At 60.2% G+C, this 14,282-nt stretch carries 22 protein-coding genes; 18 read left to right on the forward strand and 4 right to left on the reverse strand.

Annotated elements, in window-relative coordinates:
• Positions 1-55 precede the first annotated feature (55 nt).
• From ACQK2L_RS04235 to ACQK2L_RS04250, 4 genes are all read right to left on the reverse strand, one after another.
• The gene (locus tag ACQK2L_RS04235) at positions 56-1,069 is read right to left on the reverse strand and encodes a hypothetical protein (RefSeq protein WP_425395685.1); all 1,014 of its coding nucleotides are present in this window, start codon (positions 1,067-1,069) and stop codon (positions 56-58) included.
• Between the two features lie 339 nt (positions 1,070-1,408).
• Positions 1,409-2,431, reverse strand: a complete 1,023-nt coding sequence (locus tag ACQK2L_RS04240) for a hypothetical protein (protein WP_425395686.1) — start codon at positions 2,429-2,431, stop codon at positions 1,409-1,411.
• Positions 2,432-2,615: 184 nt separating this feature from the next.
• The gene (locus ACQK2L_RS04245; RefSeq protein WP_425395687.1) at positions 2,616-3,590 is read right to left on the reverse strand and encodes a hypothetical protein; all 975 of its coding nucleotides are present in this window, start codon (positions 3,588-3,590) and stop codon (positions 2,616-2,618) included.
• A gap of 3 nt (positions 3,591-3,593) precedes the next feature.
• Complete coding sequence (locus ACQK2L_RS04250; protein ID WP_425395688.1) at positions 3,594-4,919, reverse strand: sulfatase family protein; 1,326 nt, start codon at positions 4,917-4,919, stop codon at positions 3,594-3,596.
• 380 nt (positions 4,920-5,299) lie between these two features.
• Between ACQK2L_RS04250 and rpsJ the strand changes: the two genes are divergently transcribed.
• From rpsJ to rplR, 18 genes are all read left to right on the forward strand, one after another.
• Entirely contained in the window at positions 5,300-5,623 is a 324-nt protein-coding gene (gene rpsJ, locus ACQK2L_RS04255) for a 30S ribosomal protein S10 (RefSeq protein WP_425395689.1), read from the forward strand.
• Between the two features lie 281 nt (positions 5,624-5,904).
• Positions 5,905-6,558 carry a 50S ribosomal protein L3 gene (gene rplC / locus ACQK2L_RS04260; RefSeq protein ID WP_425397414.1) on the forward strand — a complete coding sequence of 218 codons (654 nt, stop codon included), beginning with the start codon at positions 5,905-5,907 and terminating at the stop codon, positions 6,556-6,558.
• A 55-nt stretch (positions 6,559-6,613) separates the two neighbouring features.
• Entirely contained in the window at positions 6,614-7,273 is a 660-nt protein-coding gene (rplD, locus tag ACQK2L_RS04265) for a 50S ribosomal protein L4 (protein WP_425395690.1), read from the forward strand.
• A gap of 42 nt (positions 7,274-7,315) precedes the next feature.
• Positions 7,316-7,630: a 50S ribosomal protein L23 gene (rplW, locus tag ACQK2L_RS04270; RefSeq protein WP_425395691.1), complete on the forward strand. Its 315-nt coding sequence runs from the start codon at positions 7,316-7,318 to the stop codon at positions 7,628-7,630.
• 58 nt (positions 7,631-7,688) lie between these two features.
• Entirely contained in the window at positions 7,689-8,552 is an 864-nt protein-coding gene (gene rplB, locus ACQK2L_RS04275) for a 50S ribosomal protein L2 (protein WP_425395692.1), read from the forward strand.
• A 90-nt stretch (positions 8,553-8,642) separates the two neighbouring features.
• Positions 8,643-8,912 (forward strand): 30S ribosomal protein S19, encoded by a 270-nt coding sequence (gene rpsS / locus ACQK2L_RS04280; protein WP_425395693.1) that lies wholly within the window; start codon positions 8,643-8,645, stop codon positions 8,910-8,912.
• Positions 8,913-8,994: 82 nt separating this feature from the next.
• On the forward strand, positions 8,995-9,321 hold the full coding sequence (gene rplV / locus ACQK2L_RS04285; protein WP_425395694.1) for a 50S ribosomal protein L22: 327 nt from the start codon (positions 8,995-8,997) through the stop codon (positions 9,319-9,321).
• Between the two features lie 54 nt (positions 9,322-9,375).
• A complete protein-coding gene (gene rpsC, locus ACQK2L_RS04290) occupies positions 9,376-10,071 on the forward strand; it encodes a 30S ribosomal protein S3 (protein ID WP_425395695.1) in 696 nt (231 codons plus the stop codon).
• Positions 10,019-10,423: a 50S ribosomal protein L16 gene (rplP, locus tag ACQK2L_RS04295; RefSeq protein WP_425397415.1), complete on the forward strand. Its 405-nt coding sequence runs from the start codon at positions 10,019-10,021 to the stop codon at positions 10,421-10,423. Before rpsC ends, rplP begins: the two co-directional genes overlap by 53 nt.
• A 23-nt stretch (positions 10,424-10,446) precedes the next feature.
• A complete protein-coding gene (rpmC, locus tag ACQK2L_RS04300; RefSeq protein WP_425395696.1) occupies positions 10,447-10,668 on the forward strand; it encodes a 50S ribosomal protein L29 in 222 nt (73 codons plus the stop codon).
• A 75-nt stretch (positions 10,669-10,743) separates the two neighbouring features.
• A complete protein-coding gene (gene rpsQ / locus ACQK2L_RS04305) occupies positions 10,744-11,052 on the forward strand; it encodes a 30S ribosomal protein S17 (protein ID WP_425395697.1) in 309 nt (102 codons plus the stop codon).
• A gap of 47 nt (positions 11,053-11,099) precedes the next feature.
• Positions 11,100-11,468, forward strand: coding sequence for a 50S ribosomal protein L14 (gene rplN, locus ACQK2L_RS04310; protein WP_425395698.1), 369 nt, complete (start codon positions 11,100-11,102; stop codon positions 11,466-11,468).
• Positions 11,469-11,497: 29 nt separating this feature from the next.
• Positions 11,498-11,848 (forward strand): 50S ribosomal protein L24, encoded by a 351-nt coding sequence (gene rplX / locus ACQK2L_RS04315; protein WP_425395699.1) that lies wholly within the window; start codon positions 11,498-11,500, stop codon positions 11,846-11,848.
• A gap of 65 nt (positions 11,849-11,913) precedes the next feature.
• Positions 11,914-12,483 (forward strand): 50S ribosomal protein L5, encoded by a 570-nt coding sequence (gene rplE / locus ACQK2L_RS04320; RefSeq protein WP_425395700.1) that lies wholly within the window; start codon positions 11,914-11,916, stop codon positions 12,481-12,483.
• A gap of 45 nt (positions 12,484-12,528) precedes the next feature.
• On the forward strand, positions 12,529-12,714 hold the full coding sequence (locus ACQK2L_RS04325; RefSeq protein ID WP_252854177.1) for a type Z 30S ribosomal protein S14: 186 nt from the start codon (positions 12,529-12,531) through the stop codon (positions 12,712-12,714).
• A gap of 106 nt (positions 12,715-12,820) precedes the next feature.
• Positions 12,821-13,222 (forward strand): 30S ribosomal protein S8, encoded by a 402-nt coding sequence (rpsH, locus tag ACQK2L_RS04330; protein ID WP_425395701.1) that lies wholly within the window; start codon positions 12,821-12,823, stop codon positions 13,220-13,222.
• A 71-nt stretch (positions 13,223-13,293) separates the two neighbouring features.
• Positions 13,294-13,833 carry a 50S ribosomal protein L6 gene (rplF, locus tag ACQK2L_RS04335; protein ID WP_425395702.1) on the forward strand — a complete coding sequence of 180 codons (540 nt, stop codon included), beginning with the start codon at positions 13,294-13,296 and terminating at the stop codon, positions 13,831-13,833.
• Between the two features lie 67 nt (positions 13,834-13,900).
• On the forward strand, positions 13,901-14,269 hold the full coding sequence (gene rplR / locus ACQK2L_RS04340) for a 50S ribosomal protein L18 (RefSeq protein ID WP_425395703.1): 369 nt from the start codon (positions 13,901-13,903) through the stop codon (positions 14,267-14,269).
• Positions 14,270-14,282: the final 13 nt, after the last annotated feature.

Below are 14,282 nucleotides of genomic sequence, written 5' to 3' on the forward strand. Positions count from 1 at the left end.
CTACACCGGCCGCGACCGCGAGCGCCATTGCCTCGCGGTCTGGCCGAGTGTGTGGTTACGGACGCACGGCTTCGGCCGTGTGTTGCAGCAGGCTCAGGTACTTGAAGAAGGAATAAATCAGGGTGCCGAAGAAGCCAAGGATCATCACCAACGAGAGAATCGGAGTGATAAACGCCGCAGGGATGGCTCCAATGAGCAATGCGATCGACACCAAGATCGCAATGATGATCGTTCGAGCATCCTCAGCAAGCGACGGCTGGCGAATCCACGTGGCTACCGCCTTGAGGTAGAGGATGAATAGGATGGGTGTCGCCAGGCCCAGCAAGGCGCTGACAATTAACATCTCCTGTGGAATCGCCCCTACCAGGGTCAAGACAGTTAGTGCAATCGAGCCTAAGTCGCAAATCACGGCGCCGATCAACAACCCTCGACCGCCTGTGTTCTTGGGGCCGCCCAAGCATACAACTCGGCCAACAGTAGATAGCAAGTTGCCGATTAGCTGGACTCCCAAGCCGATGACTGCCAACTCGGCGACGAAGTTGCCGCCGAGTGAAGACGTCACGCTGGCGAGAAAAGCCACCACGGTACCCCAAAAGACAAGCTTGATTCCGTTGGCCAGCGTGCTGCGTTGGCCTCGAGTGCTACCGCTGGCTTTGGATGGCGCGGCGGCGGGCTTGGCCGTGGTGGTTGGCGACTGAAAAGGGTTGCTGATCTCTTCGTTCAGAAAGTCGTCGAGTTCGTCGCCAATGTCGCTGCCCAGTCCACCTCCGCTGCCCAGGCCGCCTGGCGCGGCAAGGTCGCCGCCCAGGTCCGGCAGTTCGCTTCCCAGGTCGGGGAAGCCACTCCCCAAGTCAGGTAAATCTGGTAGGTCTGGTTCGGCCTCTTTTTTTGCCTTAGCCGACACCTTGGGCTTGGCGGCCCGCTGGCCGTGAGACGAGGAGGATTTGGCGGCTTTCGGATCGGGGATCACGAACGAGCGACCACACTTCGAACACTTACCGCGTTTGCCAATGGCAGATTCGGGCGCAACGAGACGCTCTCCACACGGGCACTTGAGCTTCAGGGCCATGCGAGGTGCTTTCTGAATTGCTGCAATCTGGCGGCGACCACCTTGCTAACGCTCAAGCTGCAGCGAGTAAAGAGGACCGGAACACGAGGTCTATACTACCACACCAACACTCCATTCGCACACTTTTCAGCAGTATTGGTGGTTTGCCACGAAATAGTGGAGGAGCGACTCATCTATCCCCAGGATCGCGGACCAGGTAGATCAACTCGCCCGCCTCGCCCGGCGCGCCCGCGGAAATCGAGCCGGTGGATGGGCTTTCCGTCGGGCTCGCACAGCCACCCCCCGCCAAGCGGCCCCACCGCGGGGGAGCCCTCCGCGGCTAACGCTGCTCGTTGTCGGTCAAAATCGTCGCACGGCCTCGGCCGTAAACTGCAGTACATTCAGGTACTTGGAGAACGCGATTGCCCCCATCACGATCAGCACCAGCAAAACGGGAATGAGAAATAGCGGAGAGATCATCGCTATGAAGGGAACGCCGATGATCGTCACGAACGTGCAGGCGAGGAACACGAGCACGGCCTTCGCGTCTTGCGCCAAATCGGGTTGGTCGATGGAATCGGCAACTGCCCTGATGAACAACAGGAATAGGATGAAGGTGCTCAGGCCCAACAAAGGCGACAGTAGATTTCCGTAAGGACCGACCACTCCGGCAATCACAGACACCGTAAGTGCGAGGTTCCCCAAGTCGCAAATCACAGCAGCGATAAGCAGCCACCTGCCAGCGATATCCTTCGGACCTCCCAGGCAGACTACTCGACCCACCGTCGAGAGTAGCGCACTCAAAACCAATAGGCCCAAGCCAGCGATCGCTACGAACGGGTGTAACAGTGCGCCGATTGCCGCCGTGGTCCAGGCAATGATGATCAGGGCAGTTCCCCAGAACACCAGTTTGATGCCGTTGGCCAGGGTGTTCATTTTATCGGGGGCGGTGACACTAGCGCTCTTTGCAGGCGGGGCGGTTGCACTGGCTGCAGGCGACTGAAATGGATTCGTGACCTCTTCGTTCAGGAAGTCGTCGAGTTCGCTGCCCATGTCGGCGCTAAGTCCGCCGCCGCTATCGAGGCCTCCCAGGTCGGGCAGTTCGCTGACCGGGTCGGCGATGCCACTATCCAGCTCAGGCAAATCGTCGAGGCCCGGTTCGGCGGACTTGGCATGGGCGGTCACCTTTGGCTCAGCCGCTGCCTGAGCCTTGGCAGCGGACTGTCTGTGGGGCGTAGCCGCTTTGGCGGTCTTCGCACGCGGGGCCTTGGGATCGGGAATCACGAACGAGCGGCCGCACTTCGAGCACTTGCCTCGCTTGCCAATGGCGGATTCGGGCGCAACGAGCCGCTCGCCACACGGGCACTTCAACTTGAGGGCCATGTGAGTAGCTTTCTGAAAAGCTGCAACTTGGCGGCACCCACCTTGCACGCACGCGAGCCGTCAAGCTACATCGAGTAAAGAGAACCGGAACACGCCACTTATACTAGCAGACTGCCGATGTGTTCGCGTGTTTTTCCGGCACATTGGTGGTTATCCACCAATAATCTGCGAGCCTGGCATTGGCTCACTCCCCAGGATCGCGGACCAGGTAGATCAACTCGCCCGCCTCGCCCGGCGCGGCGCCTTCGCTAGGAAGAAACAGGGTGACGAGAATCGCCGGTTCCTGGTCGTCGAACTTAACTCGCTCGGCGTGAGGGTTGGCGAACGAGCGCGAGCCGCCGTGCGTGCGGAAGTCGAGCCGGCGAATCGGCTGTCCATCGCGCTCGCATAGCCATACCCGCCATGCGGCCCAGTCGCGGGGGCGGAGCTGGATTTCCTGTAGCGAGTGCTCCCCGCCCGACCACTGCAGCAGGTCGCGACTGCCAAAGTTACCGTGGGCGTCCAGTTTGCTGAACCTTTGGTTGAGCGCGTCGTCTGGCGTGGCGGTCCACTGTTCGAAGTCGACGAGCTGACCTCGCGCCAGGCGGTCGACTTGGGCCTCACGATAATAGTGCATTCGCAGGTCGATCACGTCGCGACCTTCCTCTCGGCCGATGCGATCGACCATCGGCGTGCCTTCGGCCGTGGGGGCGAGCGAGCGCTCGAGGTCGATCGAGCGACTTGGCTTGCCGCTGCGAAGTGCCGTGAGGTCGGCGTACTCGGCCAGCCGGATCCAGCAACTGTTGGGGGCGTCCTTCTCGCTCGCCAGCAAGAACCGCCCATCGGCCAGGGGGTATAGCTGCCCCTGCGAGGCGTGGCTGTCGAGCAGCCGGACACACCGCCAGTGGAGGCCATCGTCCGATTCGCCGAGCGCCAGGCGGAACACCCCCTCGTCCATGTAGTGGTACACGCCCAGCAGGTTTCCGCTCTGGTCCTGGCAAGGGTTGAGGCAATCGAGCGACCGACCTTTATCGTCCTTGGCCTGGTAGCGATGGGCCAGCGAGTGCTCGACGTCGGTCAGGGCGTCGATCAGGCGCTCCGTATTGGCGGCATGGCTTTGTCCTGCTAGCAGCAGCCAAGCAACCATGCCCGCGTATAACTTGCGATATCGATCACGCATCTCTCAATTCCCCCGATCGCGCTGTTCGGCCATCCATTGGTCGAGTTCGCTGCGAAGCCGCTTGAGCTCGCCCGCGTATTGCGGATTGTCGACCAGGTTGTTTAGTTCCTTGGGGTCCGCTTGGTGGTCGTACAGCTCTTCGGGCGGACGTTGCTGGTAGCGTTGAACTACTTGGGCGGCGTGCTCGTCGGTCTTGGCCTTTTCCACCCAAGTGGGCCAGTACTTGCTCCTGGCTGGCTGCTGGGTGACGTGCGAGGTGAACACGTGGTCGTGTTCCAGGTTGCGGATGTACTTGAATTGGCGGTCGCGGACCGCCCGCGAAGCGAAGTCGTTCATCTTGCCGTCGCCCGAGTGGGTGGCGAAGATCCGCTGGCGGTGGGTATCGGTCTCGCCTCGCATGACCGGCAGGAGCGAACTTCCATCGAGCCCGTAACCGGCCGAACCGCCGGCGGTTTCGACTAAGGTCGGCAGAATATCGACCCACGACACCATGGCTTCGCTCCGCGAGCCGGGCTCAATCTGGTCGGGCCACACGGCAATCATCGGCGTGCGGATGCCCTCGTCGTACAAGTTCCACTTGGCAAACGGCCACTGCGCGCCATGGTCGCTGGTGTGCAGGAACAGCGTGTTGCGGCCGAGCTTCTCGTAGGCCGCGTCGTAGACCTGGCCAAGTTCGCGGTCCATGGTTTTGACCGCCTGATAGTAGCGCGCCCGGGCTGCACGGGTCTCGGGAGTTTCGACATGGTGCCCGGGAATCCGAATCGTCTGCGGATCGATCTCCTCGGGCTCGGGCCAGGGGACGTGCGGCCAGTTGGTGCCCACGAACAAACAGAGCGGCTTGTCGCTTTCACGCTCTTCGAGCCACTTCAAGGCTTCGGCCACGCACTGGTCTTCGTGGTATTTGTAGAACTTGGCCAGGTCGAACCCATACTCGGGCGTTTGGGCATAGTGGCCCACCTTGCCGAAGGCGACCACCTCGTAGCCCAGCTCCTGCAGGTAGGCGGGCAGCTTTTTGAGCTTCTTGCGGGGTCGCGAGTGGTTTTGCTCCGCCCCATTCCGAGCCGGCATCAGCCCGGTGAGCAGGGCCGCACGGCTGGGAGCGCAGGAGGGGGAGACTACGAAGGCATTGTTGAAAGTCATGCCCTCCCCGGCAATTCGCTCCATGTTGGGCGTCGCCAAGTCCTCGGAGCCGTACAGCGACGAGTCGACCAGCGTGTGGTCGTCGGACAAGAAGACCACGATGTTCGCAGGCCCTTCGGCGGCCCGAATATGGCCCTGGGCGAGCCAAAGCGCCGAGATTGCCAGCAGGTATCGAGCGAGCAGGTTCATCGACTTATCTTTCCATTGCGCGGCGAAAACAGGTGTCCCCGTCAAGTTTACACTGAATCGCGGGCTGAATGGCCGATCGACTGACCACCGGTGAGCGGGCTCGGGGAACCGCGTCGAGATGGTGGCCATGGGCGGGCGTTGATGCGACTGGGGCAAACCTTGCTGGCAATTCCGACCACGCCCATCCAGTGGACCCGAGATTCCCTTGAAAAACCCACGTAGCGGCGGTTGACGGTTTTCTCCACTAGGGGTAAATTCGCTGATTCCCCCTCACTTCGAGGGAGACGACTGTAGTTGTTTGAAATCTTGGGCAATGAACCCTTCGACCGGTGGCCATTTTCCGACCACCAGCAGGGGTAACGAGTTGAGGAGCGAGCACCGTGGCTGCCACGCAGGAGATCATTCGGATTCGGATGGAGGCATACGATCATTCGGTGCTCGACCAGAGTGCGGCGGAAATCGTTGATACCGCCAAGCGGACCAACTCCATTGTTCATGGGCCGATTCCACTGCCGACCCGGATCGAGCGGTACACCGTGCTGCGTGGTCCCCACGTCGACAAGAAATCGCGTCAACAGTTCGAAATCCGCACTCACAAGCGGTTAATCGATATTGTCCAGGCTACGGCCAAAACCATCGAGGCACTCAATAAACTGAGCCTGCCCGCTGGTGTGGACATCAAGATCAAGGCCACCACAGGCTGAGATAAACAGACTTTCGGCTTCGCCAGGTGGCTGAGCCGAAGCACGAGAACCCCCCAAGAGTCAACAACGCATGCTCGGAAGTGGAATTGGGTAAGCCGGGGTTGGGCCCCGGTGTCTGACAGGTCGAAAGGCCTCCAGCACAGCGGGCGAGCCGCGTGTCTCCCGATTCACAAGCCAACATGACCAATTAGAAGGCGCCCCACGCTGCGACCAAGTGGCAGGGCGAGAACGAGATGTCTCAACCAGCACCCGCTGTGGGCATTCTCGGTCGCAAGATCGGGATGACACAGGTTTATGACGAATCGGGCCAAGTCGTACCGGTAACGGTAGTTCAGGCGGGCCCCTGCGACGTGCTTCAGGTTCGTACCGCCGAAAAGGACGGCTACGAAGCGGTGCAGATTGGCTTTCTCGACAAGCCGCGGCGGCTGGCAAGCCGTAGCGAGCGAGGTCATGTGGCGAAACTCGATAGCAAGCGTTCCAAGGCTCGCAGTGCCGCCGGAGTGGAACTGGCCGCCAAGGCCGACTGCGAACCGAAGCGATTCATCCGCGAAATCCGCGGCGCCGCGGGCGATCTGGCCCCCGGCTCTCAAGTCACCGTCGAAGCGTTTGCCGATGTGCCGGCCGTCGACATCGTGGCCACCAGCAAGGGCCGCGGCTTCAGTGGCGCCATGAAGCGTCACAACTTCTCCGGTCAACGTGCCACGCACGGCGTGAAGAAGTGTCACCGCCATCTGGGTGGCACCGGCTGCAGTGCCTACCCCAGTCGCCTGTTCAAAGGCGTTCGCATGCCGGGGCAATACGGCAACGCACGCACCACTATCCGCAACCAGAAGATCGTGCGGGTGGATGCTGAAAACAACCTGATTTTGGTCCGCGGCGGCATTCCCGGCCCCCGCAACGGACTGGTCGTCGTCAAGAAAACGAACAAGGTTTAGACAAGCAGGACGTAGGTTCTAAAGCACTCACGGCTCAAGACTTACGACTACAAAAATGCCAAAGCTCACCGTACACGATCGCAAAGGCAACAAGGTCGGCACCTACAATGTCGAGGCCTCCGACTTTGCTGCTTCGATCAATAAGCAACTGCTGCACGACGCCGTGGTGATGTACCAGGCCAACAAGCGTCAGGGCAGCCACAAAACCAAGTCCCGCGCCGAGGTGGCCGCCAGCACCAAGAAGCTGTACCGCCAAAAGGGCACGGGCAACGCCCGCGCTGGTCACCGCCGCAGTGGTGTGCGTCGTGGTGGTGGTCACATTTTCGCCATCAAGCCGCGCGACTACTCGTACAGCCTGCCCCGCAAGGCCCTGCAGTTGGCCACGCGGATGGCAATCGCCTCGAAGATCGAGGACGACGAGCTGGTGGTGATCGACGAGCTGTCGTTCGAGCAGCCCAAGACTCGCGACATGGTCTCGGTGCTCAAGCACCTGGGCGTGCAGGACGATTCGCTGCTGGTAGCCACCGACGGCTACGACGTGAACGTGTACAAGAGTGGCCGCAACATCGATCGCGTTTCGGTTTCGCCCGCCGCGGAATTGAACGCTTTGAACGTGCTGTCGGCCCGCCGGCTGCTGGTCACCAAAGCGGCGCTCGACGCCCTGCGGGACAAGGCTGCTGGTAAGAAACAAGAGACGAGTGAGTCGGCCGAATAGGCGGATTGAGTCGAAGAGTTAGTCAAGCAAAGGTTGGTTGTTATGCCACGCCATATTCCCCAAAAGACGACCCTGGAGCTCGAGCCGCATCAGGTGTTGCTCAAGCCGCTGGTGACCGAAAAGGGCACCGATCAGTCGGTGAAGTACAACGCCTACGCCTTCGAGGTCAACAAGCTGGCCACCAAGACCGATGTTCGCCGAGCGGTTGAGAAGCTGTTCGACGTAAAGGTCGTGAAGGTCCACATCCAGAACCGCAAAGGCAAGCCGCGCCGCACTCGAATGCACTACGGCTACACCGGCGACTGGAAGAAGGCCATCGTCACCCTGAACAAAGAACACACCATCGAGTTTTTCTAAGCCGTTAGCTGTCACTCGTTCAGCAAACAGCCAATAGCTAACAGCCAAGAGCAATCAAATGGGCATTCGCAAATACAAACCGACCACACCGGGCCGCCGCGGCGCTTCGGTCAGCGACTTCAAGGACCTGACGCCTGGTGCGAAGGTTGAGAAGAGCTTGCTGCGTCCGATCACCAAGACCGGTGGCCGCAACAACCAGGGCGTCACCACGGTGCGATTCCGCGGTGGCGGCCACAAGCGTCGCTACCGGTTGATCGACTTCCGTCGCAACAAGGACGGCATTCCGGCCAAGGTCGACTCGATTCAGTACGACCCCAACCGCACCGCCCGCATTGCTCTGCTGCACTACGCCGATGGCGAGAAGCGGTACATCATCGCCCCCGCCGGCCTCAAAGCTGGCGACAAAGTGATGAGTGGCCCGGAGTGCGAACCGAAGGTCGGCAACTGCCTGCCTTTGAGCAAGATTCCGCTGGGCACCGTGATTCACAACGTCGAACTCCGCGCTGGCCGCGGTGGCGAGCTGTGCCGCAGTGCCGGCACCAGCGCCACGCTGATGGCCCGCGAAGCCGATTGGGCTCAGATCTCGCTGCCGAGTGGCGAAATCCGCCGTATTCCGTCCGCCTGCCGGGCGACGATTGGATCGACCAGCAACGGCGACCACAGCGCCATCGTGCTGGGCAAGGCCGGCCGCAAGCGTTGGCTCGGTCGCCGCCCACACGTCCGTGGCACCGCGATGAACCCGATCGATCACCCGCACGGTGGTGGTGAAGGTCGCACCAAGGGTGGCCGTCACCCGGTAAGCCCGACTGGCAAGAGCGCCAAGGGCGGCATGACCCGCCAGCGTCGCAAGCCGTCGAATGCCGCGATCGTGCGTCGTCGCAAGAGCAAGCGTTACGGCGTGCAGAAGTTGGTAAAGAAGTAACAAACTGGCTGTTGGCTGTTAGCTGTAAGCTATCGGCCAAGACCGTCAAGCAGCCTATAGCCCATAGCCTAGAGCCAACAGCTTTTAAACATGTCGCGTTCACTGAAAAAAGGCCCCTACGTCGACCCGAAGTTGTACATGAAGGTCGACAAGCAGAACGAGTCGGGCCGCAAGGAGCCGATCACCACGTGGGCCCGCGCCTGCACCATCATCCCCGAATTCGTGGGACACACGTTCATGGTGCACAACGGCAAGATCCACATGAAGGTGTTCGTGACCGAGGACATGGTTGGCCACAAGTTGGGCGAGTTCGCCCCCACCCGAAACTTCCGCGGCCACAGCGCCAAGGGCAAGAAGTAAAGGAAGCTATAGGCTGTAAGCTCTAGGCTCGAAGCCAGAGACCAAAAGCCTAAAGCCTACAGCTAATAGCCGAGAGCTTCACATGGCATACCAAGCAATACACAAACACGCTCGCATCAGCGCCACGAAAGTGCGGCCGCTGGCGAATTTGATTCGTGGACAAGAAGTGGACGAGGCCTTGGCCATTCTCAAGTACCAGCCCCATCGTGGTGCTCGGATGCTGGAGAAGGTGCTCAAGAGCGCTCGGGCGAATGCCGAAGATCGCGGCGCCCCGAACCTGGGCGGCCTGCGTGTGGTGGAAGCCCGCGTCGACGGCGGCCCGATGTTCAAGCGTCTCCGCCCCCGCGCCCGCGGCATGGCCCACGTGATCAAGAAGAAGTTCAGCCACATAATCGTGTCCGTGGAATAGTCTTACCGGCGAGTCCCTGACTCCCGACCCCTGACCCCCGACCCCCAATACATCATGGGCCAAAAAGTCAATCCAATTGGTTTCCGCACCGGCATCATGCTCGACTGGAAGAGCCGCTGGTACGCCTCGAAGAAGGACTTCGCGGAGCTGTTGTTGGAAGACAAGAAGATTCGCGACTACGTGACCAAGAAGTACAAGTTCGCCGGCATTCCCAAAGTGGAGATCGAGCGAACTCGCGACGAGGTGAAGGTCGTGCTGCACGCGGCCCGGCCTGGCGTGATCATCGGTCGCAAGGGCCAGCAGGTCGAGCAGTTGCAGGACGAGCTGCAGAACTTGGTCGGTCGCCGGATCAACATCAAGATCGAAGAAATCTCCCGCCCCGAACTGCAGGCGCACCTCGTTGCTGAGGACATCGCCGAGCAGTTGGCGAAGCGGGCGAGCTTCCGTCGCACGATCAAGCGGGCGATGGAGCAAACCATGGAAGCGGGTGCCAAAGGCATCAAGATCGAGTTGGCAGGACGCCTGGGCGGTGCCGAAATGGCCCGTCGCGAAAAGCAGATCACCGGTTCGATTCCGCTGAGCACGCTCCGCGCAAAGATCGATTACGGTTTTGTGGAAGCCAAGACTGCCCAAGGGCACATTGGCGTCCAAGTTTGGATTAACCAAGGCATGTTTGAGGACGACACCGATGGCGCTGATGCCCAAGAGGGTCAAACATCGAAAAAGCCAAAGAGGTCGTATAAAAGGTAACGCGACCCGCGGTAACACCGTGGTGTTCGGCGACTTTGGCCTACAGGCAATGGAAGGTGGCTGGGTAAGCGCGCAGACGATCGAAGCCGGTCGTATTGCCGCCCAACAGTACATCCGTGGTGAAGGTCGGCTTTATATCCGCATCTTCCCCCACAAGTCGATTACGTCGATTCCCCTGGAAACACGTATGGGTAAGGGTAAAGGCGAGCCCGATTACTGGGCCGCCACCGTAAAGCCCGGCACCGTGCTGTTCGAGGTATCCGGCGTGAGCGAGCAACAAGCAAAAATGACGTTCGCCCGTCTGGCTCACAAGATGCCAGTCCGCGTTCGAATGATTAAACGAGAAGCCTAAAGCTAACCGCCGGTAGCAAGATCATGACCGACGCCAAAGAACTACGCGAGATGAGCGACGAGCAACTCGAGCTCACCTTGAAGGATGCCGCCGAGCACCTGTTCCGCCTGCGTATTCAGTCGCAGACCGAACGGCTCGACGCCCCGACCGAACTGCGGATCAACCGCCGGTTGATCGCCCGGGTGAAGACCATTCAGACCGAGCGAGCCAAGGCGGCTGAGAAAGAAGCCGCGGCGGCAAAGTAACCCCACACTGGGTGAGACCGGGGTCGAGGACGACCCGGCTCGCTGAACACCAAGTCCCCACACAGTTTCCTAACCATGCCCAAGAAGCAAGTTATCGGCGTCGTTACCAGCGACCGCATGAGCAAGTCGCGCCGCGTGGAAGTCTCGCGGATGGAACGGCACCCGAAGTACGGCAAGTTCATCAAGCGTCGCACGGTGTGCCACGTGCACGACGAGAACAACGAGTCGGGCCAGGGCGACACGGTGGAGATCATTGAGTGCCCGCCGAAGTCGAAGACCAAGCGTTGGAACCTGGTGCGGGTCGTGTCGAAGAGTAAGGAAGTCGACTTGGCGGCACTGCGTGCAGCCCAGAAGGCTGAGCACGAAGCAGAAGAGAACAAGTAGCACAGACCGTCCTATTTTTCCCGACGGCGCGATCGAGCGAGTGAACCATGATCCAGATGCAAACCAGGCTGAATGTTGCCGACAACACCGGCGCGAAGGAAGTGATGTGCGTCAAAGTGCTGGGCGGAAGCCGTCGGCGTTTTGCCGGTCTGGGCGACATCATTGTTTGCAGCGTCAAGAGCGTGATCCCCGGTAGCGACGTCAAGAAGAAGTCGGTGGTGCGGGCCGTGATCGTGCGGGTGAAGAGCCCCACGCGTCGCGCCGACGGCAGCTACGTGCGGTTCGACTCGAACGCCGTGGTGCTGGTCGACAAGGACGGCAACCCCCGTGGCACACGTATCTTTGGTGCGGTGGCTCGCGAACTGCGAGATCGCCGGTTCATGAAGATCGTGAGCCTCGCCAACGAAGTAGTTTAAGCGACAACCAACTAACAACTGACAATCCCATGTTGATCAAAGCAGGTGACAGCGTCGTCGTAATCGCCGGTAACGACCGGATGGACGATGTACGCACGGTGATCAAGGTCGACCGCTCGAGCGGCAAGGCTCTGGTCGAGGGCGTGAACTTCGTTTGGAAGCACGTTCGTCGCAGCCAGAAATATCCCCAGGGTGGCCGGCTGAAGAAGGAGATGCCGATCGACATCTCGAATGTGATGTACTACTGCACGAGCTGCAGCAAAGGCGTCCGCCTCGGTGCCCGCTTCCTGGACGATGGCAGCAAAGAGCGTTTCTGCAAGAAGTGCGGCTCGTCGGCCGGACAGATCGCACCCCCGCGAGCCAGTCACGCAAAGAAGTAAGACAAGTTTATTTTGCCAGGGTCGAGGACGACCCGGCTCACGCACAAACAGCCAATTAACGACCTATGGCCACTGCAACTTTACCTCGCTTGGCGGAGACCTATCAAAAGGAAATCCGCCCGGCGCTTGCCGAGTCGCTGGATCGCAAGAATCCGCACTCCCTTCCGAAGATCGAGAAGATCGTCGTCAGCATGGGCGTCGGCAGCGCGATCAGCGACAAGAAGAACCTGGAAGACGCCGTGAGCGCGCTGACCGAGATCACCGGCCAAAAGCCGCTGATCTGCAAGGCTCGCAAGAGCGTGGCGAACTTTAAGCTTCGCCAGGGCATGCCGATTGGTGCGAAGGTCACCCTGCGTGGCGCACGGATGTACGAGTTCCTCGACCGGCTAATTTCGCTGGTGCTGCCTCGGGTGCGTGACTTTCGCGGCCTGAGCGACACCGCGTTTGATGGCAACGGCAACTACAGCCTGGGCTTGAGCGAAATCCTGGTGTTCCCGGAACTCAACCCCGACAAGTACACCCGCAGCCAAGGTATGAACATCGCGATTTGCTTCTCCGGTCACTCGGACGATGACTCGCGTGAGTTGCTCAAGGCGTTTGGCTTCCCGTTCAAGCGACCCGACCTGGAACAATAGACCTGTATCCTTACCAAGAGATTTCCTCTTAAGGACCTAAGTTTCGTGGCAAGTAAATCCAAAATCGCCAAAGCCAATCGCGAGCCGAAGTTCAGCACGCGTCGCGAGAACCGTTGCCAGATTTGTGGCCGTCCTCGTGCTGTGTATCGCAAGTTTGGAATCTGCCGGATCTGCTTCCGGAACCTGGCCGACAAGGGCCAGATTCCTGGCGTCCGCAAAGCAAGTTGGTAATTTGGCCCATGGCCGATAGCCGCGATGGCTGTTGGTCTGAATGAAAGCATAGCTGAGAGCTGACAGCCGATAGCTGAAAGCCTTTAACCCTGGAGCCCGTGGCGCGATGATGACCGATCCGATCGCCGATATGCTCACCCGCATTCGTAATGCTGTTCGCATCGAACGGCCTACGGTGACGCTACCGGTGTCGAAAGTGAAGTGTGGCCTGGCCGAAGTGCTGAAGCGCGAAGGTTACATCTGGGACTGGCACGAAGAAGACTCTGAAGAGAGCCCCCAGAAGCAGCTGCACATCGACCTGAAATATGGCCCCAACGGCGAGCGTGTGATCCGGCACATCAAGCGGATCAGCAAGCCTGGCTGCCGAGTGTACGCCCGTGCGACGTCGCTCAAGCCGGTGCTCAACGGGTTGGGTATCTCGGTGATCAGCACCAGCCGCGGTGTGATCAGCGACCGAGAAGCCCGCCAACGCAAACTGGGCGGCGAAGTACTGTGTGAACTTTGGTAAGAATACTGTCGGCTGCGAGCTGTAGGCTGTAAGCCAGCAGCTTCTAAGCCAATAGCTTAGAGCTTTTAATCATGTCCAGAATTGGCAAGAAACCGGTTGCGATTCCCAGTGGGGTGAAGGTCGACGTGTCGAACGGCACGGTGACCATCGAGGGGAAGCTCGGCAAACTCACCTACGACCACCGTCCTGAGATTCAGATCGAGGTCAACGGCGACGAAGTCGTCTGCTCGCGCCAGAGCGACATCCGCGAGGTCCGCGCCTACCACGGCCTCACCCGCTCGATCATCGCCAACATGATCGAAGGCGTGACCAACGGGTACGAGAAGAAGCTCGAGATTCACGGGGTCGGTTACCTCGGTGCGATCGCCGGCGACACGCTGCAGCTTCGCGTCGGCTTCGCCAACGAGATTCACAAGAAGATTCCCAAGGAACTGGAAGTCACCTGCCCCGACCAGACGCACGTCGTGGTCAAAGGCACCGACAAGCAGAAGGTGGGGCAGTTCGCCGCCGAAGTTCGCGCCGTACGGAAGCCGGAACCCTACAAGGGCAAGGGCATTCGCTACGAAGGTGAGCAGGTCCGCCGCAAGGCTGGTAAGGCTGGCGCCAAGTAAAATTAGGTGAGCATGCCTTCGGGCGGTTTGAAACAAGAGACAAGCGATCCCTATCCAGGTTTGATCCATGGAACACAGTAAAGCCATTTACAAGCAGCGCAATCGCCGGCGGTTTCGCGTTCGCAAGCGCCTTCGTGGCAGTGCCGAGCGTCCGCGGCTGAGCGTTACTCGCAGCCACAAGCACATGTCGGCTCAATTGATCGACGACTTGGCGGGCAAGACGCTGGCCAGCGCTTCGACGATGGACAAGGAGCTGTCGGGAGCACTGAAGTACGGTGGCAACACCGACGCGGCCACCGCGGTGGGCAAGGCCATCGCCGAGCGGGCCAAAGCGGCTGGCATCGAGTCGGTGTGCTTCGATCGTGGTTCCTACAAGTACCACGGCCGAGTGGCCGCCTTGGCCGACGCGGCTCGCGAAGCCGGACTGCAATTTTAGTGATTTTGTGGTG

The sequence above is a fragment of the Aeoliella sp. genome, from assembly GCF_965227375.1.
GTDB lineage: Bacteria > Planctomycetota > Planctomycetia > Pirellulales > Lacipirellulaceae > Aeoliella.

What these genes read in the sequence shown, in the direction of transcription:
- rplW (WP_425395691.1), top strand. Translation starts at nt 7,316, where the DNA reads ATGCCACGCCATATTCCCCAAAAGACGACCCTGGAGCTCGAGCCGCAT.
- rpmC (WP_425395696.1), top strand. Translation starts at nt 10,447, where the DNA reads ATGACCGACGCCAAAGAACTACGCGAGATGAGCGACGAGCAACTCGAG.
- rpsQ (WP_425395697.1), top strand. Translation starts at nt 10,744, where the DNA reads ATGCCCAAGAAGCAAGTTATCGGCGTCGTTACCAGCGACCGCATGAGC.
- rplX (WP_425395699.1), top strand. Translation starts at nt 11,498, where the DNA reads ATGTTGATCAAAGCAGGTGACAGCGTCGTCGTAATCGCCGGTAACGAC.
- rpsS (WP_425395693.1), top strand. Translation starts at nt 8,643, where the DNA reads ATGTCGCGTTCACTGAAAAAAGGCCCCTACGTCGACCCGAAGTTGTAC.
- ACQK2L_RS04235 (WP_425395685.1), bottom strand. Translation starts at nt 1,069, where the DNA reads ATGGCCCTGAAGCTCAAGTGCCCGTGTGGAGAGCGTCTCGTTGCGCCC.
- rplN (WP_425395698.1), top strand. Translation starts at nt 11,100, where the DNA reads ATGATCCAGATGCAAACCAGGCTGAATGTTGCCGACAACACCGGCGCG.
- rplR (WP_425395703.1), top strand. Translation starts at nt 13,901, where the DNA reads ATGGAACACAGTAAAGCCATTTACAAGCAGCGCAATCGCCGGCGGTTT.
- rplE (WP_425395700.1), top strand. Translation starts at nt 11,914, where the DNA reads ATGGCCACTGCAACTTTACCTCGCTTGGCGGAGACCTATCAAAAGGAA.
- rplD (WP_425395690.1), top strand. Translation starts at nt 6,614, where the DNA reads ATGCCAAAGCTCACCGTACACGATCGCAAAGGCAACAAGGTCGGCACC.
- rplB (WP_425395692.1), top strand. Translation starts at nt 7,689, where the DNA reads ATGGGCATTCGCAAATACAAACCGACCACACCGGGCCGCCGCGGCGCT.
- rpsC (WP_425395695.1), top strand. Translation starts at nt 9,376, where the DNA reads ATGGGCCAAAAAGTCAATCCAATTGGTTTCCGCACCGGCATCATGCTC.
- rplV (WP_425395694.1), top strand. Translation starts at nt 8,995, where the DNA reads ATGGCATACCAAGCAATACACAAACACGCTCGCATCAGCGCCACGAAA.
- rplC (WP_425397414.1), top strand. Translation starts at nt 5,905, where the DNA reads ATGACACAGGTTTATGACGAATCGGGCCAAGTCGTACCGGTAACGGTA.
- ACQK2L_RS04250 (WP_425395688.1), bottom strand. Translation starts at nt 4,919, where the DNA reads ATGAACCTGCTCGCTCGATACCTGCTGGCAATCTCGGCGCTTTGGCTC.
- ACQK2L_RS04240 (WP_425395686.1), bottom strand. Translation starts at nt 2,431, where the DNA reads ATGGCCCTCAAGTTGAAGTGCCCGTGTGGCGAGCGGCTCGTTGCGCCC.
- ACQK2L_RS04245 (WP_425395687.1), bottom strand. Translation starts at nt 3,590, where the DNA reads ATGCGTGATCGATATCGCAAGTTATACGCGGGCATGGTTGCTTGGCTG.
- rplP (WP_425397415.1), top strand. Translation starts at nt 10,019, where the DNA reads ATGCCCAAGAGGGTCAAACATCGAAAAAGCCAAAGAGGTCGTATAAAA.
- rplF (WP_425395702.1), top strand. Translation starts at nt 13,294, where the DNA reads ATGTCCAGAATTGGCAAGAAACCGGTTGCGATTCCCAGTGGGGTGAAG.
- rpsH (WP_425395701.1), top strand. Translation starts at nt 12,821, where the DNA reads ATGATGACCGATCCGATCGCCGATATGCTCACCCGCATTCGTAATGCT.